22 protein-coding genes are annotated in these 23,997 nt (G+C 67.7%); 13 read left to right on the forward strand and 9 right to left on the reverse strand.

Annotated elements, in window-relative coordinates; all coding sequences use genetic code 11:
- Positions 1-2: 2 nt before the first annotated feature.
- On the forward strand, positions 3-1,346 hold the full coding sequence (gene hslU / locus WS51_RS25830; RefSeq protein WP_059448440.1) for an ATP-dependent protease ATPase subunit HslU: 1,344 nt from the start codon (positions 3-5) through the stop codon (positions 1,344-1,346).
- An 83-nt stretch (positions 1,347-1,429) separates the two neighbouring features.
- Here the strand turns inward: hslU and WS51_RS25835 are convergent, their stop codons facing one another.
- The 3 genes from WS51_RS25835 to WS51_RS25845 form a co-directional block, all read right to left on the reverse strand.
- Complete coding sequence (locus WS51_RS25835) at positions 1,430-1,972, reverse strand: response regulator transcription factor (RefSeq protein ID WP_059448439.1); 543 nt, start codon at positions 1,970-1,972, stop codon at positions 1,430-1,432.
- A gap of 13 nt (positions 1,973-1,985) precedes the next feature.
- Positions 1,986-3,389: an ATP-binding protein gene (locus WS51_RS25840; RefSeq protein WP_060136170.1), complete on the reverse strand. Its 1,404-nt coding sequence runs from the start codon at positions 3,387-3,389 to the stop codon at positions 1,986-1,988.
- A gap of 127 nt (positions 3,390-3,516) precedes the next feature.
- Positions 3,517-3,741 carry a cysteine-rich CWC family protein gene (locus WS51_RS25845; RefSeq protein WP_059504461.1) on the reverse strand — a complete coding sequence of 75 codons (225 nt, stop codon included), beginning with the start codon at positions 3,739-3,741 and terminating at the stop codon, positions 3,517-3,519.
- Between the two features lie 304 nt (positions 3,742-4,045).
- Between WS51_RS25845 and argB the strand changes: the two genes are divergently transcribed.
- The 7 genes from argB (at position 4,046) to WS51_RS25880 (ending at position 10,943) form a co-directional block, all read left to right on the forward strand.
- Complete coding sequence (gene argB / locus WS51_RS25850; protein WP_006490510.1) at positions 4,046-4,945, forward strand: acetylglutamate kinase; 900 nt, start codon at positions 4,046-4,048, stop codon at positions 4,943-4,945.
- The gene (locus WS51_RS25855) at positions 4,942-5,733 is read left to right on the forward strand and encodes a pyrimidine 5'-nucleotidase (RefSeq protein ID WP_059798853.1); all 792 of its coding nucleotides are present in this window, start codon (positions 4,942-4,944) and stop codon (positions 5,731-5,733) included. The genes argB and WS51_RS25855 overlap by 4 nt, the downstream gene beginning before the upstream one ends.
- On the forward strand, positions 5,700-6,362 hold the full coding sequence (slmA, locus tag WS51_RS25860) for a nucleoid occlusion factor SlmA (protein WP_059448435.1): 663 nt from the start codon (positions 5,700-5,702) through the stop codon (positions 6,360-6,362). Before WS51_RS25855 ends, slmA begins: the two co-directional genes overlap by 34 nt.
- 255 nt (positions 6,363-6,617) lie before the next feature.
- Positions 6,618-7,763, forward strand: a complete 1,146-nt coding sequence (gene metX / locus WS51_RS25865; protein ID WP_059504457.1) for a homoserine O-succinyltransferase MetX — start codon at positions 6,618-6,620, stop codon at positions 7,761-7,763.
- Positions 7,760-8,368, forward strand: a complete 609-nt coding sequence (metW, locus tag WS51_RS25870; protein WP_059448433.1) for a methionine biosynthesis protein MetW — start codon at positions 7,760-7,762, stop codon at positions 8,366-8,368. Before metX ends, metW begins: the two co-directional genes overlap by 4 nt.
- 117 nt (positions 8,369-8,485) lie before the next feature.
- Entirely contained in the window at positions 8,486-9,907 is a 1,422-nt protein-coding gene (locus tag WS51_RS25875; RefSeq protein WP_059448432.1) for an AmpG family muropeptide MFS transporter, read from the forward strand.
- Complete coding sequence (locus tag WS51_RS25880; protein ID WP_059448431.1) at positions 9,897-10,943, forward strand: M48 family metallopeptidase; 1,047 nt, start codon at positions 9,897-9,899, stop codon at positions 10,941-10,943. Before WS51_RS25875 ends, WS51_RS25880 begins: the two co-directional genes overlap by 11 nt.
- A 54-nt stretch (positions 10,944-10,997) precedes the next feature.
- On the opposite strand, the gene WS51_RS25885 is transcribed toward WS51_RS25880, so the two are convergent.
- Positions 10,998-11,942, reverse strand: a complete 945-nt coding sequence (locus WS51_RS25885) for an AraC family transcriptional regulator (protein WP_059504587.1) — start codon at positions 11,940-11,942, stop codon at positions 10,998-11,000.
- Positions 11,943-12,169: 227 nt separating this feature from the next.
- Here WS51_RS25885 and WS51_RS25890 point away from each other — a divergent pair, with 227 nt between their 5' ends.
- The gene (locus WS51_RS25890; protein WP_059798852.1) at positions 12,170-13,222 is read left to right on the forward strand and encodes an NAD(P)-dependent alcohol dehydrogenase; all 1,053 of its coding nucleotides are present in this window, start codon (positions 12,170-12,172) and stop codon (positions 13,220-13,222) included.
- A gap of 102 nt (positions 13,223-13,324) precedes the next feature.
- On the opposite strand, the gene WS51_RS25895 is transcribed toward WS51_RS25890, so the two are convergent.
- The 5 genes from WS51_RS25895 to gatC all read right to left on the reverse strand — a co-directional run bounded on the left by WS51_RS25895 (position 13,325) and on the right by gatC (position 18,456).
- The gene (locus tag WS51_RS25895; protein ID WP_059448428.1) at positions 13,325-14,098 is read right to left on the reverse strand and encodes an exodeoxyribonuclease III; all 774 of its coding nucleotides are present in this window, start codon (positions 14,096-14,098) and stop codon (positions 13,325-13,327) included.
- A 59-nt stretch (positions 14,099-14,157) separates the two neighbouring features.
- Positions 14,158-14,997: a polyphosphate kinase 2 family protein gene (locus WS51_RS25900; RefSeq protein ID WP_059448427.1), complete on the reverse strand. Its 840-nt coding sequence runs from the start codon at positions 14,995-14,997 to the stop codon at positions 14,158-14,160.
- Positions 14,998-15,123: 126 nt separating this feature from the next.
- Positions 15,124-16,596 carry an Asp-tRNA(Asn)/Glu-tRNA(Gln) amidotransferase subunit GatB gene (gatB, locus tag WS51_RS25905; RefSeq protein ID WP_059448426.1) on the reverse strand — a complete coding sequence of 491 codons (1,473 nt, stop codon included), beginning with the start codon at positions 16,594-16,596 and terminating at the stop codon, positions 15,124-15,126.
- Between the two features lie 4 nt (positions 16,597-16,600).
- A complete protein-coding gene (gene gatA, locus WS51_RS25910) occupies positions 16,601-18,091 on the reverse strand; it encodes an Asp-tRNA(Asn)/Glu-tRNA(Gln) amidotransferase subunit GatA (RefSeq protein WP_059448425.1) in 1,491 nt (496 codons plus the stop codon).
- A gap of 65 nt (positions 18,092-18,156) precedes the next feature.
- Complete coding sequence (gene gatC / locus WS51_RS25915; RefSeq protein WP_006407213.1) at positions 18,157-18,456, reverse strand: Asp-tRNA(Asn)/Glu-tRNA(Gln) amidotransferase subunit GatC; 300 nt, start codon at positions 18,454-18,456, stop codon at positions 18,157-18,159.
- 366 nt (positions 18,457-18,822) lie between these two features.
- Here gatC and WS51_RS25920 point away from each other — a divergent pair, with 366 nt between their 5' ends.
- The 4 genes from WS51_RS25920 to mrdA all read left to right on the forward strand — a co-directional run bounded on the left by WS51_RS25920 (position 18,823) and on the right by mrdA (position 23,986).
- Positions 18,823-19,866 (forward strand): rod shape-determining protein, encoded by a 1,044-nt coding sequence (locus WS51_RS25920; RefSeq protein WP_004189550.1) that lies wholly within the window; start codon positions 18,823-18,825, stop codon positions 19,864-19,866.
- A 127-nt stretch (positions 19,867-19,993) separates the two neighbouring features.
- Positions 19,994-21,073 carry a rod shape-determining protein MreC gene (gene mreC, locus WS51_RS25925; RefSeq protein WP_059771755.1) on the forward strand — a complete coding sequence of 360 codons (1,080 nt, stop codon included), beginning with the start codon at positions 19,994-19,996 and terminating at the stop codon, positions 21,071-21,073.
- On the forward strand, positions 21,070-21,582 hold the full coding sequence (gene mreD / locus WS51_RS25930) for a rod shape-determining protein MreD (protein ID WP_011886346.1): 513 nt from the start codon (positions 21,070-21,072) through the stop codon (positions 21,580-21,582). Before mreC ends, mreD begins: the two co-directional genes overlap by 4 nt.
- Before the next feature lie 109 nt (positions 21,583-21,691).
- A complete protein-coding gene (gene mrdA / locus WS51_RS25935) occupies positions 21,692-23,986 on the forward strand; it encodes a penicillin-binding protein 2 (RefSeq protein ID WP_060256971.1) in 2,295 nt (764 codons plus the stop codon).
- The last annotated feature ends 11 nt before the right edge of the window (positions 23,987-23,997 follow it).

Genomic DNA, 23,997 nt, shown 5'->3' on the forward strand with positions numbered 1-23,997 from the left:
CCATGAGCACCATGACCCCTGCCGAGATCGTCTCGGAACTCGACAAGCACATCATCGGCCAGGACAAGGCGAAGAAGGCGGTGGCCGTCGCGTTGCGCAACCGCTGGCGCCGCCAGCAGGTCGCCGAGCCGCTGCGCCAGGAAATCACGCCGAAGAACATCCTGATGATCGGGCCGACGGGCGTCGGCAAGACCGAAATCGCGCGCCGCCTCGCAAAGCTCGCCGACGCGCCGTTCATCAAGATCGAGGCGACCAAGTTCACCGAAGTCGGCTATGTCGGCCGCGACGTCGACAGCATCGTGCGCGACCTGATCGAGATCTCCGTCAAGCAGACGCGCGAATCCGAGATGCGCAAGGTGCGCAGCAAGGCGACCGACCAGGCGGAGGACCGCATCCTCGACATCCTGCTGCCGCAACCGCGCGCGGTGGGCTTCGGCGGCAACGCGGACCACGCGAACGACGACAACAACGCGACGCGCCAGACCTTCCGCAAGCGCCTGCGCGAAGGCCAGCTCGACGACAAGGAAGTCGAGCTCGACCTCGAGCAGCCGTCGGTGGGCATGGACATCATGGCGCCGCCGGGGATGGAAGAGATGACCGAGCAGATCCGCTCGATGTTCTCGAACCTCGGCAGCGGCAAGAAGCAGCGCCGCAAGGTGAAGATCAAGGAAGCGCTGAAGCTGCTGACCGACGAGGAAGCGGCGAAGATGCTCAACGACGAGGAAGTGAAGACGAAGGCCGTGCAGAACGTCGAGCAGAACGGCATCGTGTTCCTCGACGAGATCGACAAGATCACGTCGCGCAACAACGAAGGCAGCGGCGGCGAAGTGTCGCGCCAAGGCGTGCAGCGCGACCTGCTCCCGCTCGTCGAGGGCACGACGGTCAACACGAAGTACGGGATGGTGAAGACCGATCACATCCTGTTCATCGCGAGCGGCGCGTTCCATCTCGCGAAGCCGAGCGACCTGATTCCCGAACTGCAGGGGCGCTTTCCGATCCGGGTCGAGCTCGACTCGCTGTCGGTGAAGGATTTCGAGGCGATCCTCGTCGCGACCGACGCGAGCCTCGTCAAGCAGTACCAGGCGCTGCTCGCCACCGAGGACGTGGAGCTCGAGTTCGCCGAGGACGGCATCCGCCGCCTCGCCGAGATCGCGTACGCGGTCAACGAGAAAACCGAGAACATCGGTGCGCGCCGCCTGTACACGGTGATCGAGAAGCTGCTCGAGGAAGTGTCGTTCTCGGCCGGCAATCATGCCGGCGAGCGCGTGACGATCGATGCGAAATACGTCGATCGCGCGCTCGGCGAAGTGGCGCAGGACGAAGACCTGTCGCGCTACGTGCTGTAACGCGCGCGGTGTGGAACGCGAAACGGGCGGCTCCTTGGAGCCGCCCGTTTTCGTTGGTGCGCCCGGCGATGCCGCCGCGCCCGTTACTGCCGCACCGGCTTCTTCGCGAGCTTGCGTTGCAGCGTGCGGCGGTGCATGTTCAGCGCGCGCGCGGTCGCCGAGATGTTGTTGTTGTTCTCCGCCAGCACGCGCTGGATGTGCTCCCATTCGAGCCGGTCGACCGACAGCACCACCGGATTCTCGAGCGCCTCGTCGGCCTGCACTTCACTCGCGTTGGTCTGCAGCGCGGCCAGGATCGACTCGATGTTCGCGGGCTTCGCCAGATAGTTGTCGGCGCCTTCCTTCACCGCCTGCACGGCGGTCGCGATGCTCGCGTAGCCGGTCAGCACGAGAATCCGCGCGTCGGGCTGCAGGTCGCACAGCGGCGCGATCAGGCTCAGGCCCGAATCGTTGCCGAGATGCAGGTCGACGGTGATGAACTGGAACTTGCCGCCGGCCGCCAACCGCAGCGCCGCCTCCTTGTCGTGCGCCTGCTGGACCGCGTAACCGCGGCGCTCGAGGCCGCGCGCGAGCGTGCCCGCGAACACCTCGTTGTCGTCGATCACCAGGAAATTGTTCTCGCTCATGTGGTTTCTCCGTCTACGTGTTGGTTGAGGCGGCCGGCACCGCGATACGCGTCACCGGCAGGCGCAGCACCGCGCGCGTGCCGCGGCCGGGGGTGCCGGCCGGGCGGCTGTCCGGCGTGGCCGCCGCGCGTTCGGTCGCGCGCTGGCCCGACGCGGTTGCCGCGTGTCCGTTCGCGCCGCCGGCGCGCCCGTTGCCGCCCGTCGCGCGCGGCGCGACATCGGACAGCTCGATCTCGCCGCCCAGCCGCACGGCCGCGCTGAACGCAAGGTACAGGCCGACCCCGTGCCCGCCCTGCGTGCTGTCGACCGGCATCGAGCCGAGCGAGTCCCGCAACGCGGCCGGGATGCCGGGGCCGTCGTCGCAGACCTCGAATTCGATCCGGTCCGCGGCGCGCTCGTGGTGCGCGAGCTTCGCGGCCAGCGTCACGCGGTGCGGGCTCGCCCGCGCGGCGTTGTCGAGCAGGATCGTCAGGATCTGGCCGGCCGCGACGGTATCGTCGAGGCCGACGCCCGACGGGCGCGCGCCGAGCAGTTCGAACTGCACGTGCGGATGCCGCAGGCGCCAGTGCTCGACGAACGTGTCGAGCCAGTCGTCCACCGGCTGGCGGCTCGCCGGCGCGCTCGCCCGGCTGCGCAGGCGCGCGAGCGCCGACGTGCAGAGCGTCATCTGTTCTTCCAGCACCTTCAGGTCGGCCTCGTAGCGCGCGAGCCCCGGATCGGCGCGTGCCGCGTCGCGCAGCTCCTCCGCGAGCATCGCGATCGTCGACAGCGGCGTACCCATCTCGTGCGCGACGGTGGCGGCCTGCACGCCGAGCGCAACCGCCCGCTCGTCGCGCAGCAGATGCGCCTGCGCTTCGCCGAGCGCCGCATCGCGCTGGCGCAACGCATTCGACATGCGCGCGACGAACCACGCGATCAGCCCGACGCTGACCATGAAGTTCACCCACATGCCCGTGCGGTAGTAGTCGAACAGGTTCGCCGGGTTGTCCATGTTGAGCGGCACCGAATCGAAGCCGAGCGCCGCGTAGCACGCGACCGCGAACGCCGCGAGCCAGATCATCAGGTGCCACGGCAGCACGGCCGCCGCGATCGCGAGCGACGGCAGGTACAGCGACACGAACGGATTGGTCGTGCCGCCCGACAGGAACAGCAGCGCCGACAGCGCGCCGAGGTCGACCCACAGCTGGCCGAGCAGCTCGAAATTGGTCTCCGGGCGCGCGCGCAGCACGCGCACCCAGGTCAGCGCGTTGAAAACGATTTCGAGCGCGATGACCATCAGCATCGCCGGCAACGGCAGATGCACGCCGAAATAGGTCTGCACGACGCCGATCGTCACGAGCTGGCCGATGATCGCGAGATTGCGCAGCCAGAACAGGTGGCTGAGGTTGACGCGCCCGGTGGTGGTAATTCGTTGCATCCGAGCAGTTTACCCGTTTAGCGCCCGGCACCTCTACCGGGGGCCGGACCAGTGCGGACGGACGGGCGCGCCGAGCGGGCGCGCCGGGCGGGCGTGCGCCGAACCGGCTTGCAACAGGCCCGCGCCGTCAGCCGCCCGCGCGCGCCATGCTGCGGGCGATCTCGTCGGCGAGACACTCGGGGCAGCGGCAGCGCGTACCGGGCGCCGGCGGCGCGCCGCCGGACAAGGTCGGCATCGACGCGCACCAGCAGTCGAACGGCTGCGTGCGGGCGCCGCAGTCGAAGCCGCGCCCGCAGTGCGGGCAACGCGCGCGGCCGGGAGTCGAACGTGCGTCGGCGGCGGTATCGGTCATGGCGGAAACGCGGAAGGGCGGAAAGCGGGCATGAACGTCACCCTACGCGACAAGCATAGCGCGACGGACGGATTTTGCACGTCGGCCGGTCGGCCGATGCGCGCCGCCGACGCCGCCCGCCGCGCGGTCCGCCCCTGCGTCGCGCGGGTCCCGTGCAAGGTCCCGCGCCATGGCCGGCGGGCCGCCGCGGCTGGCGGCCGGCCCGCGCAATCGGCCGTCCGGCCAGCCCAAAAACCCCATGCTGCGCTGCGCCACTCCTGTACAATTCGCCCTGTTTCAACCGTTCCCAGCCAGAGCCGCCGCCATGTCCGAGCCCATCGACCTCTCGCAGATCGCCCCCACGCTGAAGGCAGAAATCCTCGCCGAGGCGCTGCCGTACATCCGCCGGTACCACGGCAAGACGGTGGTCATCAAATACGGCGGCAACGCGATGACGGAAGAACGGCTCAAGCAAGGCTTCGCGCGCGACGTGATCCTGCTGAAACTGGTCGGCATCAATCCGGTGATCGTCCACGGCGGCGGTCCGCAGATCGATCACGCGCTGAAGAAGATCGGCAAGGCCGGCACCTTCATCCAGGGCATGCGCGTAACCGACGAAGAGACGATGGAAGTCGTCGAATGGGTGCTGGGCGGCGAGGTCCAGCAGGACATCGTGATGCTGATCAACCACTTCGGCGGCCACGCGGTGGGCCTCACGGGCAAGGACGGCGGCCTGATCCACGCACGCAAGCTGCTGATGCCGGACCGCGACAACCCGGGCCAGTACATCGACATCGGCCAGGTCGGCGAAGTCGAGGCGATCAACCCGGCGGTCGTGAAGGCGCTGCAGGACGACGCGTTCATTCCGGTGATCTCGCCGATCGGTTTCGGCGAGGACGGCCTCTCGTACAACATCAACGCCGATCTCGTCGCCGGCAAGCTCGCCACCGTGCTGAACGCCGAGAAGCTGTTGATGATGACCAACATCCCCGGCGTGATGGACAAGGACGGCAACCTGCTGACCGATCTGTCCGCGCGCGAGATCGACGCGCTGTTCGAGGACGGCACGATCTCCGGCGGCATGCTGCCGAAGATCTCGTCGGCGCTCGACGCCGCGAAGAGCGGCGTGAAGTCGGTGCACATCGTCGACGGTCGCATCGAGCATTCGGTGCTGCTGGAAATCCTGACCGAGCAGCCGTTCGGCACGATGATCCGCTCGCATTGAGCGCGCGCCGCACAACTGCCCGTCCCGACCTGCCGGCGTCGCTGCGACGCCGGCGCATCTCCCGCAGCCGCCCGCGCGCCGGCGCGCCCGTCTGGCTGTTCGATCTCGACAACACGCTCCATCACGCATCGCACGCGATCTTCCCGGAGATCAACCGCGCGATGACGCAGTACATCATCGACGCGCTGCAGGTCGGGCGCGCCGAAGCCGACCGGCTGCGCACCGGCTACACGCAGCGCTACGGCGCGGCGCTTCTCGGCCTCACGCGCCATCATCCGATCGATCCGCACGATTTCCTGCGCGTCGTCCACACGTTTTCCGACCTGCCCGCGATGCTGCGTGCCGAGCGCGGGCTCGCGCGCATCGTCGCCGCGCTGCCCGGCCGCAAGTTCGTGCTGACCAACGCACCCGAGAACTACGCGCGCGCGGTGCTGCGCGAGTTGCGCATCGAGCGGCTGTTCGAGCGCGTGATCGCGATCGAGCACATGCGCGACCGTCGCACGTGGCGCGCGAAGCCCGACCATACGATGTTGCGCCGGATCTTGCGAGCCGCGCACGCGCGGCTCGAAGACGCGATCCTCGTCGAAGATACCCGCAGCCACCTGAAACGCTACAAGCGACTCGGCATCGGCACGGTATGGATCACCGGCCACCTGCCGGGCCATTTGCCGAACATCGGCCGTCCGCATTATGTCGACCAGCGCATTCGTTCGTTAAAATCGCTCCGACTGGGCACACGATCGGGGCGACAGAAATGCAGCCGACTTACCCGCAGGACCAAGCCGTAACGGAAGAACAGGCGTCACCGTCCCGCCCGCGCCCGAAGCCGGGCGAGCGCCGCGTGATGATCCTGCAGACGCTCGCCGCGATGCTCGAGGCGCCGAAGCCCGAAAAAATCACGACGGCCGCGCTCGCCGCCCGCCTCGACGTGTCGGAAGCCGCGCTGTACCGGCACTTCACGAGCAAGGCGAAGATGTACGAAGGGCTGATCGAGTTCATCGAGCAAGCGCTGTTCGGGCTCGTCAACCAGATCGTCGCGAAGGAGCCGAACGGCGTGCAGCAGGCGCGCACGATCGCGCTGACGATGCTCAATTTCGCCGCGAAGAATCCGGGCATGACGCGCGTGCTGACGGGCGAGGCGCTGGTCGGCGAGGACGAGCGCCTCACCGAACGCGTGAACCAGCTGCTCGACCGGATCGAGGCGACCGTCAAACAGTGCCTGCGGGTCGCGCGTAGCGAGGCGCAGGCGCCCGATGGCGCCGCGCCGTTCGTGCTGCCGGCCGACTACGATCCCGCCGCGCGCGCGAGCCTGCTCGTCAGCTACGTGATCGGCAAGTGGCACCGGTTCGCGAAAGGCGGATTCCAGAAACCGCCCGGCGAGCAGGCCGACGCGCATTTGCGGCTGATCCTGCAGTAGCCGCGCGCGGCCGGCCCGCGAAATCCGCGCGGCACGGAATTCCGCTATACTCCTCCGACCTGCGGCCACCTTGGCGGCAGGTCGGAAGCGCGCCGATTTGCTGACTCGATTGCGGGCGCGCGAACCGGCCGGGGCATTGATGCGTCTTCGTCCCGGCGGTTCACTACAAATGCGGCTAAAGAGGTCGTCAGCCGCGCACCTTCGCCTCCGCGCATCGCCGACACCGTTTAGCCGCCCAGTCATAAGGCGGAACGAATGGAATCGATCGGCATCGTCGCTCCACAGACCATGCACTTCGCCGAACCGCTGCGCTTGCAAAGCGGCAGCGTGATCGGCAACTATCAGCTCGTCGTCGAGACGTACGGCGAGCTCAACGCCGCGCGCTCGAACGCGGTGCTCGTCTGCCACGCGCTCAACGCGTCGCACCACGTCGCCGGCATCTATGCGGACGATCCGCGCAGCACCGGCTGGTGGGACAACATGGTGGGCCCCGGCAAGCCGCTCGACACCAACCGCTTCTTCGTGATCGGCGTGAACAACCTCGGCTCGTGTTTCGGCTCGACCGGCCCGATGAGCATCGATCCGTCGACCGGCAAGCCGTATGGCGCGCGCTTTCCAGTCGTCACCGTCGAGGACTGGGTGCACGCGCAGGCGCGCGTCGCCGACGCTTTCGGCATCGAGCGCTTCGCCGCCGTGATGGGCGGCAGCCTCGGCGGGATGCAGGCGCTCGCGTGGAGCCTGATGTATCCGGAGCGCGTCGCCCACTGTATCGACATCGCGTCGACGCCGAAGCTGTCCGCGCAGAACATCGCGTTCAACGAGGTCGCGCGCTCGGCGATCCTGTCGGACCCCGACTTCCACGGCGGCGACTACTACGCGCACGGCGTGAAGCCGAAACGCGGCCTGCGCGTCGCGCGGATGATCGGGCACATCACGTATCTGTCCGACGACGACATGGCCGAGAAATTCGGCCGTGCGCTGCGCCGCGCGGACGGCGCGCTCGACGCGTACAACTTCAGCTTCGACGTCGAATTCGAGGTCGAATCGTACCTGCGCTACCAGGGCGACAAGTTCGCCGACTACTTCGACGCGAACACCTACCTGCTGATCACGCGCGCGCTCGACTACTTCGACCCGGCGAAGGCGTTCGACGGCAACCTGACGGCCGCGCTCGCACACACGCAGGCGAAGTACCTGATCGCGAGCTTCTCGACCGACTGGCGCTTCGCGCCCGCGCGTTCGCGCGAGATCGTGAAGGCGCTGCTCGACAACAAGCGCACGGTCAGCTACGCGGAGATCGACGCGCCGCACGGCCACGACGCGTTCCTGCTCGACGACGCGCGCTATCACAACCTGCTGCGCGCGTATTACGAACGAATCGCCAACGAGGTGGGTGCATGAACCAGCAAGCGCTGAACTCCCTGTCCGCACGCGCGGACTTCCGTGCGATCGCCCGCTGGGTCGAACCGCGCTCGACCGTGCTCGATCTCGGTTGCGGCGACGGCTCGCTGCTGTCGCTGCTGTCCGAGGAACTGGACGTGTCCGGCTACGGGATCGAACTGAACGATGCCGGCGTGCTCGCGAGCGCGAAGAACGGCATCAACGTGATCCAGCAGAACCTGGAAGACGGCCTGCGCCTGTTCGAGGATCACAGCTTCGACTTCGCGATCCTGTCGCAGACGCTGCAGACGATCCACCAGACGGCCGCGATCCTGCGCGAGACCGCACGGGTCGGCCGCGAATGCATCGTGTCGTTCCCGAACTTCGGCTACTGGGCGCACCGGCTGTCGGTGCTGCGCGGCCGGATGCCGGTGTCGAAGTCGCTGCCTTACCAATGGCACAACACGCCGAACGTCCGGGTGCTGACGATCAAGGATTTCGAGGCGCTCGCGCCCGAAGTCGGCGTCACGATCCTCGACCGCGTCGTGCTGCACGAAGGCCAGCCGATTCGATGGGGAGCGAACTGGCGTGGTAGTCTTGCTGTCTACCGCGTCAAGCGCAGCTGAGCCGGGGAGCCGTTGACGGATGATCCGGCCCGCACTCCGCGTGCGGCCGCCCCTCCCGCGCCGTGCGCGCCGCCTGCGCTGCCGCCGCAATCAGTCAACGCTACCCAGTTCCTGTCCATGTCCAAAACGCCACACGAGGCGCCCGCACTCACCGCTCACGAGGATCATCCCGGCTGGCGCGCCTATCTGAACACGCACATGCTGATCTGCGTGTTCCTCGGCTTCACGTCGGGGCTGCCCCTGTTCACGCTCGTCTACCTCGTGCAGGCATGGCTGCGCTCCGAGGGCGTGAACCTGAAGGAAATCGGCCTGTTCGCGCTGATCCAGTTCCCGTATACGTGGAAGTTCCTGTGGGCGCCGCTGATGGACCGCTTCATCCCGCGCCTGCCCGGCTGGCGGCCGGGCCGCCGGCGCGGCTGGATGCTGCTCACGCAGGTGCTGGTTGCCGGCGCGATCGCCGCGCTCGGCTTCGTGTCGCCGCGCGACTCGATCTGGACGGTCGCCGCGCTCACGACGCTCGTCGCGTTCTTCGGCGCAAGCTCCGACATCGTGATCGACGCGTATCGCCGCGAACTGCTGCGCGACACCGAGCAGGGCCTCGGCAACGCGGTGCACGTGAACGCGTACAAGCTCGCCGCGCTGATTCCCGGCTCGCTGGCGCTGATCCTGTCCGACCACATGCCGTGGGACGTCGTATTCGCGATCACGGGCGCGTTCATGCTGCCGGGCATCCTGATGACGCTCGTCGTGCGCGAGCCCGAGGTGGCCGGCGCGCCGCCGCGCAACCTGCGCGACGCGATCGTGCTGCCGTTCCGCGAATTCATCCAGCGCGACGGCTGGAGCGGCGCGCTGCTCGTCATCGCGTTCATCTTCCTGTTCAAGATCGGCGACACGATGGCGACCACGCTGTCGACGTCGTTCTTCCTCGACATCGGCTTCACGCGCACCGAGATCGGCATCGTCGCGAAAACCACCGCGCTCGTCGCGAGCGTGGCCGGCGGCATCATCGGCGGCATCTGGCTCGTCAAGATCGGCATCGGCCGCGGGCTGTGGATCTTCGGCGCGCTGCAGATGGTGTCGACGCTCGGCTTCGCATGGCTCGCGCAAGTCGGCCCCGGCTCGCCGGTGCTCGCGCTGCTCTACGACTTCACCGTCGCGGCCAGTCACGCGCTCGCGTCGTTCCTGTCGATCTTCGGCTTCGAGGTTACGCCGCACCTGAGCCCGATGACGGTGGCGCTCGCGCTCGTCTACGCCGCCGAAACGTTCACCACCGGCCTCACGATGGCCGCGTTCGTCGCGTATATCGCGAGCACGACCGACCCGCGCTACACGGCCACGCAGTTCGCGCTGTTCACGAGCCTCGCGTCGGTGCCGCGCACGCTTGCATCGGCCGCGAGCGGCTTCATCGTTGCGAAGATCGGCTGGTTCGACTACTTCATCGTGTGCACCGCGCTCGCGATCCCCGGCATGCTGCTGCTGTTCAAGATCGCGCCGTGGAACGGCACCGCGCGCAACGGCGAGGCCAGCCGTGCGCAATGATCGACAGCGTCGCGCGGCACGCGCCGCCGCCGCGCTGAGCGTCGGCATCGCGACCCTCGGCGCGGCGGCCAGCGCGCCGGCGGCCGATGCCGGTGCGGGTGCGCCCGGGCCGGCACCCGTCGTCGCGCCGTCCGCGCCCGCCACGCCCGCCGCTCCCGTTGCGCAGTCCGCCGCCGAAGCCGCGCAGCCGAGCGGCGCGGCCGTGCCCGCGAAGGCCTATGCGCCGACGTCGCAGCAGGTGCGCTACGGCAATGCGATCGCGTTCCGCACGCTGATCCCGTCGCCGCTGCTCGAACAACTGACCGCGAGCGAATACGCGCAGATCGTGCAGGCAGCCGCCGACAACGACCGCCTGCTGCCCGCGAACCAGCCGCGCGTGAAGCGGCTGCGCGCGATCCTCATGAAGCTCGCGCCGTATTCGGTGAAGTGGAACGATCGTGTGAAGAACTGGGCGTGGGACGTCAATGCGATCCGCTCGCGCGACATCCGCGTCACGTGCCTGCCGGGCGGCAAGGTGCTCGTGTACGGCGGGCTGCTCGATCGCGTCCGCCTGAACGACGACGAGTTCGGCGTGCTGCTCGCGCACGGCATCGCGCATGCGCTGCGCGAACACGCGCGCAGCAATCTCGGCACGGCCTCGCAAACGTCGCTGCGCGCGGCCGCGCTGCCGCCGCTGTTCGGCGTCGGCGATCCACTGCCGCAGGCGCTGAACCTCGGCGCGCGACTGCAGACGCTGCGCTACGATCCGACCGACGAAACCGAGGCCGACGTGATCGGCGGCGACATTGCCGCCCGCGCGGGCTTCGATCCGCGCGCGGCGATAACGCTGTGGGACAAGCTCGCGGCGGCCACGCGCGCGAACCGGACATCGGGCTTCATCTACATGCATCCGTACAGCGCCGCGCGGCGGCAGGATCTGCTGAACCGCCTGCCGGACCTGATGCCGCTGTATGCGAAGGCCGTCGGCAAGCGGGTCGACACGCTGCCCGACTATGCGGGCATCAGCGCGCAGCGGCGCAAGATCGTGCGGCGCTGAGCGGCGCCCTCGGCGGTTTTGCGGGCGCGCATCGGCGGCACATGAAGCCGGGCGCTACGCGCCGGCTCCCGACTCGACGGGCCGGCTGCCGCTTTCGCGCATCCAGCGCACGTCGTCTCCCGGGCTGCGGCCGAACAGCCGCTTGAACTCGCGGCTGAACTGCGACGCGCTCGCATAGCCGACCCGCGCCGCGGCGGCACCCGCCCCGAGGCCGTCCTGCACCATCATCAACCGCGCCTGGTGCAGGCGCGCCGCCTTCACGTACTGCATCGGCGACGTCGCCGTCACATGCTTGAACTGCGCGTGGAACACCGCGAGGCTCATGCCGGCCTCGCCCGCGAGCGTCTCGACGTCGAGATCGGCCTTCAGGTCAGCATGAATGCGCCGCAGCGCCTTCGCGATGCGGCCGAAATGATGTTGCTGCGCGAGCGCCGCGCGGATCGCGTCGCCCTGCGCGCCCGTCAGCACGCGGTACGCGATCTCGCGCATGATCGCCGGCCCGAGCACGCACGTGTCGTGCGGCGACGCGAGCGCCTCGAGCAGCCGCACGACCGCATCGGCCAGCGGCGCATCGAGCGGCGTCGAATAGACGCCGTGCGGCTCGCTGACCGCCGCACCGAGCGTCTCGTCGAGCAGGATCGCGAGCTCGGCGATCACCGCGAGATCGACGCGGATCGAGATCGCGAGAAACGGCTCGTCGATGCTTGCGAAGGTTTCGCATTCGAACGGCAGCGGCACCGACAGCACGAGATACTGCTGCGCGTCATAGACGAACGAGCGCTCGCCAAGGTAGCCGAGCTTGCGGCCCTGGCACACGACGACGATGCTCGGCTCGTACAGCACCGGCATGCGCGGCACGGGGCGGCTCACGCGGATGAAGCGCACGCCGTCGAGCGCCGCCAGCGTATCGCCCTCATTCGGCGCGAGGCGCGAATGCAGCTCGATCATGCGGCGCCGCACACGGTCGCCCGAGTCGTCGAAAAGGGGCTGGAAGCTCATCGGCGTCGTCCGGTCCGGCAAGAGAATCAGGCTTGCAATGTAGCACCTTGAAAGCACTTTGACGGCCGTTCGCGCGCAATTCGAGAGGAATAGGCAAATCTTCGAGACCTTCGTGTATTTCGCCGACGCCGCCCGCTCCTTACGATGGGCACCTGTCTCGCCGCGTCGCCACATGACGCGGCGGCAGTCGGATTCGCCGGACGTTTTCCCGGACAAGGAGCCCCTGCATGAGCACAACCTACGCTTACGCGGCGACCGACGCGCGCTCGCCGCTCGCCCCGTTCGAATTCCAGCGCCGCGCGCTGCGCGACCTCGACGTCCAGATCGAGGTGCTCTACTGCGGCGTCTGCCACTCGGACCTGCACCAGGCCCGCAACGAATGGCGCAACACGATCTACCCGGTCGTGCCGGGTCATGAAATCGTCGGCCGCGTGACCGCGACCGGCCCGCAGGTGTCGCGCTTCAAGGTCGGCGAGCTGGTCGGCGTCGGCTGTCTCGTCGATTCTTGCCGCACCTGCCCGAGCTGCGCGGAAGGCCTCGAGCAATATTGCGAGAACGGCTTCGTCGGCACCTACAACGGCCAGGATCGCGTGACCGGCGACGTCACGTACGGCGGCTATTCGACGCAGCTCGTCGTCGACGAGGCGTTCGTGCTGCGCGTGCCCGAGACGCTCGACCCGGCCGGCGCCGCACCGCTGCTGTGCGCGGGCATCACGACCTATTCGCCGCTGCGCCAGTGGAACGTCGGCCCGGGCCAGAAGGTCGGGATCGTCGGCCTCGGCGGGCTTGGCCACATGGGCGTGAAGCTCGCGCGCGCGATGGGCGCGCACGTCGTGCTGTTCACGACGTCGCCGTCGAAGATCGAGGACGGCAAGCGCGTCGGCGCGCACGAAGTGGTGATCTCGAAGGACGAAGCGCAAATGAACGCGCACCTGAACAGCTTCGACTTCATCCTGAACACGGTCGCCGCGCAGCATGACCTGAACCCGTTCCTCCACCTGCTGAAGCGCGACGGCACGATGACGCTCGTCGGCGCGCCGGAGCACGACCATCCGTCGCCGCAGGTGTTCAACCTGATCTTCAAGCGCCGCCGCCTCGCGGGCTCGCTGATCGGTGGAATCGCCGAGACGCAGGAAATGCTCGACTTCTGCGCGCAGCACGGCATCACGTCGGATATCGAAGTGATTCCAATGCAGCAGATCAACACGGCTTACGAGCGGATGCTGAAGAGCGACGTGAAGTACCGGTTCGTGATCGACATGGCGTCGCTCAAGCAGTAAGCGACGCGCCAGACGAAACGGGCCGCATGTTCGACATGCGGCCCGTTCTGCATCCGGCGACCGGACGGCTCGACTGCCACGCGCGCGGCGCGGCGCCGGCGATCACTTCTTGTAGTCGTAATCCACCGTCAGCGGCGCGTGATCGCTGAACTTGATGTCCTTGAAAATCGACGTGCGCTTCGCGGTGGCGGCCACGCCCGGCGTCGCGATTTGGTAATCGATCCGCCACCCGACGTTCTTCGCATATGCCTGGCCGCGGTTGCTCCACCACGTGTATTGCTCGGGGCGCGGATCGAGCGTGCGGAACACGTCGACGTAGCCGACATCGTCGAACAGCTGCGTGAGCCACGCACGCTCTTCGGGCAGGCAGCCCGAGTTCTTCTGGTTGCTCTTCCAGTTCTTGATGTCGATTTCCTTGTGGACGATGTTCACGTCGCCGCACAGGATCACCTCGCGCTTCTTCTTCAGCTCGGCGAGGTGCGGCATGAATTCGTCCATGAAGCGGTACTTCGCCTGCTGGCGCTCTTCGCCGCTCGAGCCGGACGGCACGTACACCGACACGATCGACAGCTTGCCGTAGCGCGCCTCGACGTAGCGCCCTTCGGCGTCGAATTCGCTGCTGCCGAAGCCGATGATCACGTCATCGGGCTCGTGGCGGCTGTACACGCCCGCGCCGCTGTAGCCCTTCTTCTCGGCGTGGTGGAAATAGCTCCTGAAGCCGTGCGGCTCCACGAATTCGGCCGGCAGGTCGTCGGCCGAAACCTTGATTTCCTGCACGCACACGCAATCGGCGTTCTGTTCGCCGAGCCACTCGAAAAAGCCCTTCTTCGCGGCGGAGCGGATGCCGTTCAGGTTGGCGGTAATCACTCGCATCATGTCGGGTTCCGTTGTTCAGTTCTGTTCTGTTCTGTTCGATGTTCTTGCACGATCGCGGCCTAGCGGATCTTCACGCCCTCGAGTTCGGGCTTCGCCGGCGGGAATTCGAGCTTCATGTCGGTCATCGTGCGCAGCAGCAGCTCGGCGATCATCACGTTGCGATGCGTCTTCGAGTTCGCCGGAATCACGTACCACGGCGCATGCTCGGCCGACGTCGCGGCGAGCGCGTCGCGGTAGGCGGACTGGTACGCGTCCCAGTGCTTGCGCGCGTCGAGATCGGCGATGTCGAATTTCCAGTGCTTGGTCGGATCGTCGATGCGCGCCTGCAGCCGCTCGCGCTGCTCGTCCTTCGAGATGTGCAGGAAGCACTTGACGATCGTCGTGCCGTTCTCGAACAGCATCGTCTCGAAATCGCGGATCTGCCGGTAGCGGCGCTCGCATTCCTTGCCGTCGATCGCGCCGAGCACGCGCGGCACGAGCACGTCCTCATAGTGGCTGCGGTTGAAGATCGCCAGCTCGCCCGCGGCCGGGACCTGCAGATGCACGCGCCACAGGAAGTCGTGCATGGCCTCGATCGGCGTCGGCGCCTTGAACGACACGACGCGCAGGCCGAGCGGGTCGACCTCGCGGAACACCGCGCGCACGGTGCCGTCCTTGCCGCTGGTGTCCATCCCCTGCAGCACGAGCAGCACACGCTTCTTCTGCTGCGTGTGCAGGCGTTCCTGCTGGACGTCGAGCTCGGTCGACACGGCCGACAGCCGTTCGCGGTCGGCCTCCTTCGACCCCGACGAGAACGGCTTCGCGGCCGGATCGAACGCATCGAGCGAGAATGCGGCGGCTTCCTTCTCGCGCGTGCTGTACGGCACGCGGAAATCGTCGAGCGACGGTTGTTTCGCCATTCGTTCCTCCGTTGGACGGTGCGACGCATACGCGCACACGATAACGCATGCAGCAAAACGACGGGCCGCCCCGAACAGGTTCGGCGGCGGCCCGTCGTCAGGCGCGGTTCAGGCGCGCGGCCATGCTCAGCCGAGCTTCTTCTTCAGCAGCTCGTTGACCTGCTGCGGATTGGCCTTGCCCTTGGTCGCCTTCATCGCCTGGCCGATCAGCGCGTTGAACGCCTTTTCCTTGCCCGCGCGGAATTCCTCGACCGACTTCGCGTTCGCCGCGAGCACCTCGTCGATGATCGCTTCCAGCGCGCCGGTGTCGGAGATCTGCTTCAGGCCCTTCGCGTCGATGATGCGGTCGGCCGCCGCTTCGTCGGTCGCCTTCTCGTCCCAGATCGTCGCGAAGATTTCCTTCGCGATCTTGTTCGAGATCGTGCCGTCGGCGATGCGCTGCAGCAGCAGCGCGAGCTGCGCGGCCGAGACCGGAATCGCGTCGATCTCGATGCCGTCGCGATTCAGCTGCGACGACACGTCGCCCATCAGCCAGTTCGCGGCGATCTTCGCGTTCGCCGCGCCGGCCTTCGCGACCACGGCCTCGAAGTACGCGGCCATCGCCTTGCTCGACGTCAGCACGCCCGCGTCGTACGCGGACACGCCGTACTGCTCGACGAAACGCTGCTGCATCGCGGCCGGCAGCTCGGGCATCCCGGCCTGCACGCGCTCGACCCAGTCGCGGCCGATCACGAGCGGCATCAGGTCGGGGTCGGGAAAGTAGCGGTAGTCGTGCGCGTCTTCCTTGCTGCGCATTGAGCGCGTCTCGCGCTTGTCCGGATCGTAGAGGCGCGTTTCCTGCACGACTTCGCCGCCGTCCTCGATCAGCTCGATCTGGCGGCGCACTTCGTAGTTGATCGCTTCCTCGAGGAACCGGAACGAGTTCAGGTTCTTGATCTCCGCGCGCGTGCCGAACTTTTCCTGGCCGACCGGGCGCACCGACACGTTCGCGTCGCAGCGGAACGAGCCTTCCTGCATGTTGCCGTCGCAGATGCCGAGCCACACGACGAGCGCATGCAGCGCCTTCGCGTAGGCAACGGCCTCGGCCGCGCTGCGCATTTCCGGCTCGGTGACGATCTCGAGCAGCGGCGTGCCCGCACGGTTCAGGTCGATGCCCGTCATCCCGGCGAAGTCTTCATGCAGCGACTTGCCTGCATCTTCCTCGAGGTGCGCGCGGGTCAGGTTGATGGTCTTCTCGTACGCCTGCTTGCCGGCCTTTTCGTTGGCAGGCACCTGGATCGTGATCTGGCCGCCCTGCACGACCGGGATCTCGTACTGGCTGATCTGATAACCCTTCGGCAGATCGGGGTAGAAATAATTCTTGCGCGCGAAGATGCTGCGCGGCGCGATGGTCGAGCCGATCGCGAGGCCGAAGCGGATCGCGCGCTCGACCGCGCCGCGGTTGAGCACCGGCAGCACGCCCGGCAGCGCCAGGTCGACCGGGCAGGCCTGCGTGTTCGGCTCGGCGCCGAACTGCGTCGACGCGCCGGAGAAAATCTTCGAGACGGTCGACAGTTGCGCGTGCGTCTCGAGACCGATGACGACTTCCCATTGAGTCATATGCTTACACCCCCGCCGGAACTTGCTTGTGCCAGTCGGTCGCGCGCTGGAACGCGTCGGCGACCTGCAGCATCCGGGCTTCGTTGAAATAGTTGCCGATGATCTGCAGACCGACCGGGCGCTTCGCGTTCGCGCCGGCGCCGAAGCCGCACGGCACGCTCATGCCGGGCAGGCCCGCGAGGCTCACCGACAGCGTGTAGATGTCCGCGAGATACATCTGTACCGGATCGTCGCCCTTCGCGCCGAGGTCCCATGCGACCGTCGGCGACGCCGGGCCCATGATCACGTCGCAGGACTTGAACGCTTCCTGGAAATCGTTCGCGATGATGCGGCGGATCTTCTGCGCCTGCAGGTAGTACGCATCGTAGTAACCGTGCGACAGCACGTAGGTGCCGACGAGAATCCGGCGCTTCACCTCGGGACCGAAGCCTTCGGCGCGCGACTTCTTGTACATGTCGAGCAGGTCGCCGTACTGCGCGGCGCGGTGGCCGAAGCGCACGCCGTCGAAACGCGACAGGTTCGACGACGCCTCGGCCGGCGCGATCACGTAATACACGGGGATCGACAGTTCCGTCTTCGGCAGCGACACGGGCACGAGCGTCGCGCCGAGCGCCTCGTACTGCTTGAGCGCCGCGTCGATCGACGCGCGCACGTCGTCGGCAAGGCCGTCGCCGAAGTATTCGTTCGGCAGGCCGATGCGCAGGCCCGCGAGCGGCTTGCCCGCATCGTTGCCCGGCGCCCACGGCTGGCCGAGGTGGCGCGTGAAGTCTTCGTCGTCGCGCTCGAGGCTCGTGGAATCGCGCTCGTCGAAGCCGGCCATCGCGTTGAGCAGCAGCGCGCAGTCGGACGCGCTCTGCGCCATCGGGCCGCCCTGGTCGAGCGACGACGCGAACGCGATCATCCCGTAGCGCGACACGCGGCCGTAGGTCGGCTTGATGCCCGTCACGCCCGCGAACGACGCGGGCTGGCGGATCGAGCCGCCGGTGTCGGTGCCGGTCGCGGCCGGCGCGAGGCGCGCGGCGACCGCCGCCGAGCTGCCGCCCGAGCTGCCGCCCGGCACGGCGTTCGTGTCCCACGGGTTCTTCACGGCGCCGAACGCCGAATTCTCGTTGGACGAGCCCATCGCGAACTCGTCCATGTTGGTCTTGCCGAGCGTGACCATGCCGGCCGCCTGCAGGCGGGCCACGACGGTCGCATCGAACGGGCTCTCGTAGTTCGCGAGCATCTTCGAGCCGGCGGTCGAGCGCCAGCCGCGCGTGACGAACACGTCCTTGTGCGCGATCGGCAGGCCGGTCAGCGCGCCGCCCGCGCCGCGCGCGAGCTCGGCGTCGGCGGCCTTCGCCTGCGCGAGGGTGAGGTCGGCGTCGACGTGGACGAACGCGTTCAGGTCGCGGGCCGCGTCGATCCGTTTCAGGTAGAGCTGCGCGAGCTCGACGGCCGAGCATTCCTTGGCGGCGAGCGCGGCGCGCAGTTCGGTCAGGCTTTTTGCGTGCATTGAGTGTTTTCCTGGGAATTCTGGGTGGCGCGCGGCGCGAAGGCGGCGCGCTTGTCATCGAATGCTTACTCGATCACCTTCGGCACGAGATAGAGGCCGTCCTGGACGGCCGGCGCCGGACGCTGGTTGTCGTCGCGATTGACGACTTCCGTCACGGCGTCGTCGCGCAGGCGCTGCGCGACTTCCTGGATCTGTTCGATCGGGTGGGCGAGCGGCGCGATGCCGGCGGTGTCGACCGCCTGCATCTGCTCGACGAGGCCGAAGAATTCATTGAGCTGGCCGAGCGTATGCTCGGCGTCGGCGTCGGCCATTTCGAGTCGCGCCAGGTGCGCGATGCGTTTCACATCGGTCAGGGTCAGGGCCATGCGATCACCGGAAAAACAAGGCTGCGCAGCGCATCGAAAGCAGCGCTGCGGCGGGGGGTTGGAGGGTGCGATCCCACCCTCAAAAATCGGGGCCGAAGCGGCAAAAATACCGCCCGTTTCGATTCAAATACCGCGAAATTATAAGGTATCATTACGCGTTCGACCCAAACCCGGCAGCCTTTTCCCGCACCGTTTCGCCCGCTTCGGCAAGCCGTGCGTGCTTCGTGCGATCCCCGGTAGACATCACTCGCAGCTTCGTGCGCCGCGGCGGCCGCTTCCGCCACGCTTCCCGAGGCTGTTATTTTTTCCGCTGCCGCCCTCAGCGTTCGCTATGCAGGGCCGGCCCAGAGCGAAACAGGATTCTGAATGTTCGGTTTTTTGCGCAGCTACTTCTCCAACGATCTGGCGATCGACCTCGGCACCGCAAACACCCTGATCTACATGCGCGGCAAGGGCATCGTGCTCGATGAGCCGTCCGTCGTGTCGATTCGCCAGGAAGGCGGCCCCAACGGCAAGAAGACGATCCAGGCGGTCGGCAAGGAAGCCAAGCAGATGCTCGGCAAGGTGCCGGGCAACATCGAGGCGATCCGCCCGATGAAGGACGGCGTGATCGCCGACTTCACCGTCACCGAGCAGATGATCAAGCAGTTCATCAAGACGGCGCACGAGTCGCGCATGTTCTCGCCGTCGCCGCGCATCATCATCTGCGTGCCGTGCGGCTCGACCCAGGTCGAGCGCCGCGCGATCAAGGAAGCGGCGCACGGCGCCGGCGCCTCGCAGGTCTACCTGATCGAGGAGCCGATGGCGGCCGCGATCGGCGCCGGCCTGCCGGTGTCGGAAGCCACGGGCTCGATGGTCGTCGACATCGGCGGCGGCACGACGGAAGTCGGCGTGATCTCGCTCGGCGGCATCGTCTACAAGGGCTCGGTGCGCGTCGGCGGCGACAAGTTCGACGAGGCGATCGTCAACTACATCCGCCGCAACTACGGGATGCTGATCGGCGAGCAGACCGCCGAGGCGATCAAGAAGGAAATCGGCTCCGCGTTCCCGGGCTCCGAAGTCAAGGAAATGGAAGTGAAGGGCCGCAACCTGTCGGAAGGCATTCCGCGCAGCTTCACGATCTCCAGCAACGAAATCCTCGAAGCGCTGACCGATCCGCTGAACCAGATCGTGTCGTCGGTGAAGATCGCGCTCGAGCAGACGCCGCCGGAACTCGGCGCCGACATCGCCGAGCGCGGGATGATGCTGACGGGCGGCGGTGCGCTGCTGCGCGACCTCGATCGCCTGCTGGCGGAAGAAACCGGCCTGCCGGTGCTCGTCGCCGAAGACCCGCTCACCTGCGTCGTCCGCGGTTCGGGCATGGCGCTCGAGCGCATGGACAAGCTCGGCAGCATCTTCTCGTACGAGTGATCGCCTAAGCAGTCCCGTTTGATATGACGCACCCGCGGCGTGGCCGGATCGCTCGTTCAGAACGAACCGCCACGCCGTTTGCGCGTCTGAGCATTATTTAACCGATCCCACGCGCCCGGCGCCGACCATGGAATACAGTCCGCCGCCCCTCTTCAAGCAAGGTCCGCCCGCGCTCGCGCGGCTCATCTTCTTCGTCGCCCTCGCCATCGCGCTGCTCGTATCGGACGCGCGCTTCAGCACGCTCGAAATCGTCCGCGGCGTGCTCGGCACCGTGCTGTATCCGCTGCAGCGCGCGGCGCTCGTGCCGCGCGACCTGTTCATGGGCGCGGCCGACATCGCCGTCACGGGCGCTTCGCTGCGCCACGAGAACGACGCGCTGCGCAAGCGCAACCTGCAGCTGTCCACGCAGGCCAACCAGGCCGCGGTGCTCACGCAGGAAAACATGCACCTGCGCGCGGTGCTCGAGCTGCGCCAGCACATCGCGACGCAATCGACGCCCGTCGAGATCCAGTACGACACGAGCGACCCGTTCACGCAGAAGATCGTGATCGGGCAAGGTTCGCAGCAGGGCATCCAGAACGGCGCACCGGTCGTCAGCGAGGACGGCGTGGTCGGCCAGATCACGCGCGTGTTCCCGCTGCAGGCCGAAGTCACGCTGATCACCGACCGCGATCTCGCGATTCCGGTGCAGGTGCTGCGCACCGGCCTGCGCAGCGTGATCTACGGCACGCCGAAGGGCGATTCGCTCGACCTGCGCTTCGTGCCGACGAGCTCGGATCTCGTCGCCGGCGACGAACTCGTCACGAGCGGCCTCGACGGCGTGTACCCGCCGGGCCTGCCGGTCGCGAAGGTCGTGCGCGTCGACAAGCTCGCCGATACCGCGTTCGCGCGCGTCACCTGCGCGCCGGTCGCCGCGGTGCGCGGTGCGCGCCAGATGCTCGTGCTGCATTATCAGAACGACGCCCCGCCGCGCCCGGCCGAGCCGGATCCGGCCGCCGAGAAGAACGCGAAGGGCAAGAAAGGCGCCAAGGCCGCTGCAAAGAGCGACAAGAGCGAAAAGGCCGACAAGACCGAAAAGGCGGACGCGAAGGCGCCCGCCGCGGCCGCGCCCGGCGCGAAACCCGCGCCGTCGGCCCCCGCCGCTCCGGCCAAGCCCGCCGCCGCGCCCGCGAAGCCCGCGGCCGGGCAACCAGGAGCCCAGCGATGAACCGCCCGCAATACATCCTGCAGCCGGTCAACCCGTACTTCATCGTCTTCAGCCTCGCCGCCGCTTTCCTGCTGAACCTGATGCCGTGGGGCCGCCTGCCCGGCGTGCCGGACTTCGTCGCGCTCGTGCTGCTGTTCTGGAACATCCACCAGCCGCGCAAGGTCGGGATGGGCGTCGCCTTCGCGCTCGGCATCCTGATGGACGTGCATGACGCAGGGCTGCTCGGCGAGCACGCGCTTGCCTATACGCTGCTTTCGTACGGCGCGATCACGATCCACCGGCGCGTGCTGTGGATGCCGATCGGCGTGCAGGTGCTGTACGTCACGCCGCTGCTCGTCGGCGCGCAACTGGTGCCGTTCGTGATCCGCCTGATGATGGGCGCCGCGTTTCCCGGCTGGCGCTATCTGGTGGACGGCTTCGTCGAGGCGGCGCTGTGGCCGATCGCGAGCCACCTGCTGCTGATGCCGCAACGCCGCCCGGTCGACCCGGACGATACGCGCCCCATCTGAGCCGGACCGACCTTGAATACCCGCCGCCCCCACGCCCGCGCGCCGCGCTCCGGGGCGGCTCCTCGCCCGCGCGCGTTCGCCGCGCCCGGGCCAGATCGATCGTAACCGCATGACCGAATTCAACGACACCCAACAGCAGCTCTCGAAGTTCCGCCTGCGCGTCGCGGCGGCGGGCGTGTTCGTGTTCGTCTGCTTCGGGCTGCTCGCGAGCCGCTTCTTCTACCTGCAGCTGATGCAGCACGGCAAATACGCGCTGCAGGCCGAGGAAAACCGCATCTCGGTCGCGCCGATCGTGCCGAACCGCGGGATCATCACCGACCGCAACGGCGTGGTCCTCGCGAAGAACTATTCGGCGTACACGCTCGAGATCACGCCGTCGAAGCTCGACGACACGCTCGACAACACGATCGACAAGCTCTCCGAGATCATCCCGATCGATGCGCGCGACCGCCGCCGCTTCAAGAAGCTGCAGGAAGACTCGAAGAACTTCGAGAGTCTGCCGATCCGCACGCGCCTCACCGACGCGGAAGTCGCGCGCTTCACCGCGCAGCGCTTCCGCTTCCCCGGCGTCGACGTGCGCGCGCGCCTGTTCCGCCAATACCCGCTCGGCACGACGGCCGCGCACGTGATCGGCTACATCGGCCGCATCTCGAAGCGCGACCAGGATCGCATCGACGCGATGAGCGACGACAACGACAGCGATCCGGAACACTACGATCCGCGTCGCGACGCGAACAACTACAAGGGCACCGACTACATCGGCAAGATCGGCGTCGAGCAGAGCTACGAGTCCGAGCTGCATGGCCTCACGGGCTTCGAGGAAGTCGAGGTGACGGCGGGCGGGCGCCCGGTGCGCACGCTGTCGCGCACGCAGGCGACGCCCGGCAACAATCTCGTGCTGTCGCTCGACATCGGGCTGCAGCAGGTCGCCGAGCAGGCGTTCGCCGGCAAGCGCGGCGCGCTCGTCGCGATCGAGCCGAAGACGGGCGACGTGCTCGCGTTCGTGTCGTCGCCGAGCTTCGACCCGAACTCGTTCGTCGACGGCATCGACCAGCAGACCTGGGACGAGCTGAACAACTCGCCCGACAAGCCGCTGCTCAACCGCCCGCTGCACGGCACTTACCCGCCCGGCTCGACGTACAAGCCGTTCATGGCGCTGGCGGGCCTCACGCTCGGCAAGCGCTCGCCGGGCTGGGGCTTCCAGGATCCGGGCTACTTCACGTTCGGCGGCCACACGTTCCGCAACGACGTGCGCTCGGGCCAGGGCTGGGTCGACATGAACAAGGCGATCATGGTGTCGAACGACACCTACTTCTACATGCTCGCGCGCGACCTGGGCGTGAACGCGATCGCGAACTTCATGAAGCCGTTCGGTTTCGGCCAGATCACCGGCATCGACATCCAGGGCGAGGCGCGCGGCATCCTGCCGTCGACCGACTGGAAGAAGAAGGCGTTCAAGAAGGCCGCGCAGCAGAAGTGGTTCGACGGCGAGACGATCAGCCTCGGGATCGGCCAGGGCTACAACTCGTTCACGATCCTGCAGCTCGCGCACGCCACCGCGACGCTCGCGAACAACGGCGTCGTGATGAAGCCCCACCTCGTGAAGGAAATCGAGGATCCGATCACGCGCGGACGCCACCTGACCGTGCCGAAGGAAAGCGAAACGATTCCGCTCAAGCAGGCCGATATCGACGTCGTGAAGCGCGGGATGGAGAACGTGATCGAGAACCCGTCCGGCACCGCGTACAAGGTGTTCCGCGGCGCACCGTACCTCGCGGCCGGCAAGACCGGCACCGCGCAGGTGTTCTCGCTGCAGGGCTCGAACTACAAGGGGCACCTGCTGGCCGAGCACCTGCGCGACCACGCGCTGTTCATCGCGTACGCGCCGGTCGACCATCCGCAGATCGCGCTTGCGCTGATCGTCGAGAACGGCGGCTGGGGCGCGCAGGCCGCGGGGCCGATCGCGCGCCGCGTGCTCGACTTCTACCTCGTCGACCGCCAGAAACCGGAGAACGAGGCGGCCGCCGTTGCCGCCGCCGCGTCGGCGACCGAGCCGATCAACGCACCGGTGATCGGCGATGCATCGAAGACCGTGTCGGTCGCGGCCGGCTTCAAGGCACTGCCGCAGCCCGTCGTGCCGGCCGCGGCCAGCGCGGCGGATGCGGCATCGGCCGCGTCGGCGCCCGAGGCGTCAGGTGCGCCGGGTGCAGCCGGGGCAAGCGCGGCGCAGCCGGCCGTCGCGAGCGCGGCGGCGCCGATGCCCGCGAGCCTGCCGCCGATCCGGCGCCCGCACCGGCCGCGCCGGCCCGCCAGCGATGCGCAACCGCTCGCCACCGCGCCGCGCGACGACAACTCTCGTGCCCTCGCCGCCGCGAAAGCGGCGAATGCCGGCACCGCTCATTAACGGAGAAAGGC

The organism is Burkholderia territorii (assembly GCF_001718335.1).
Classification (GTDB): domain Bacteria; phylum Pseudomonadota; class Gammaproteobacteria; order Burkholderiales; family Burkholderiaceae; genus Burkholderia; species Burkholderia territorii.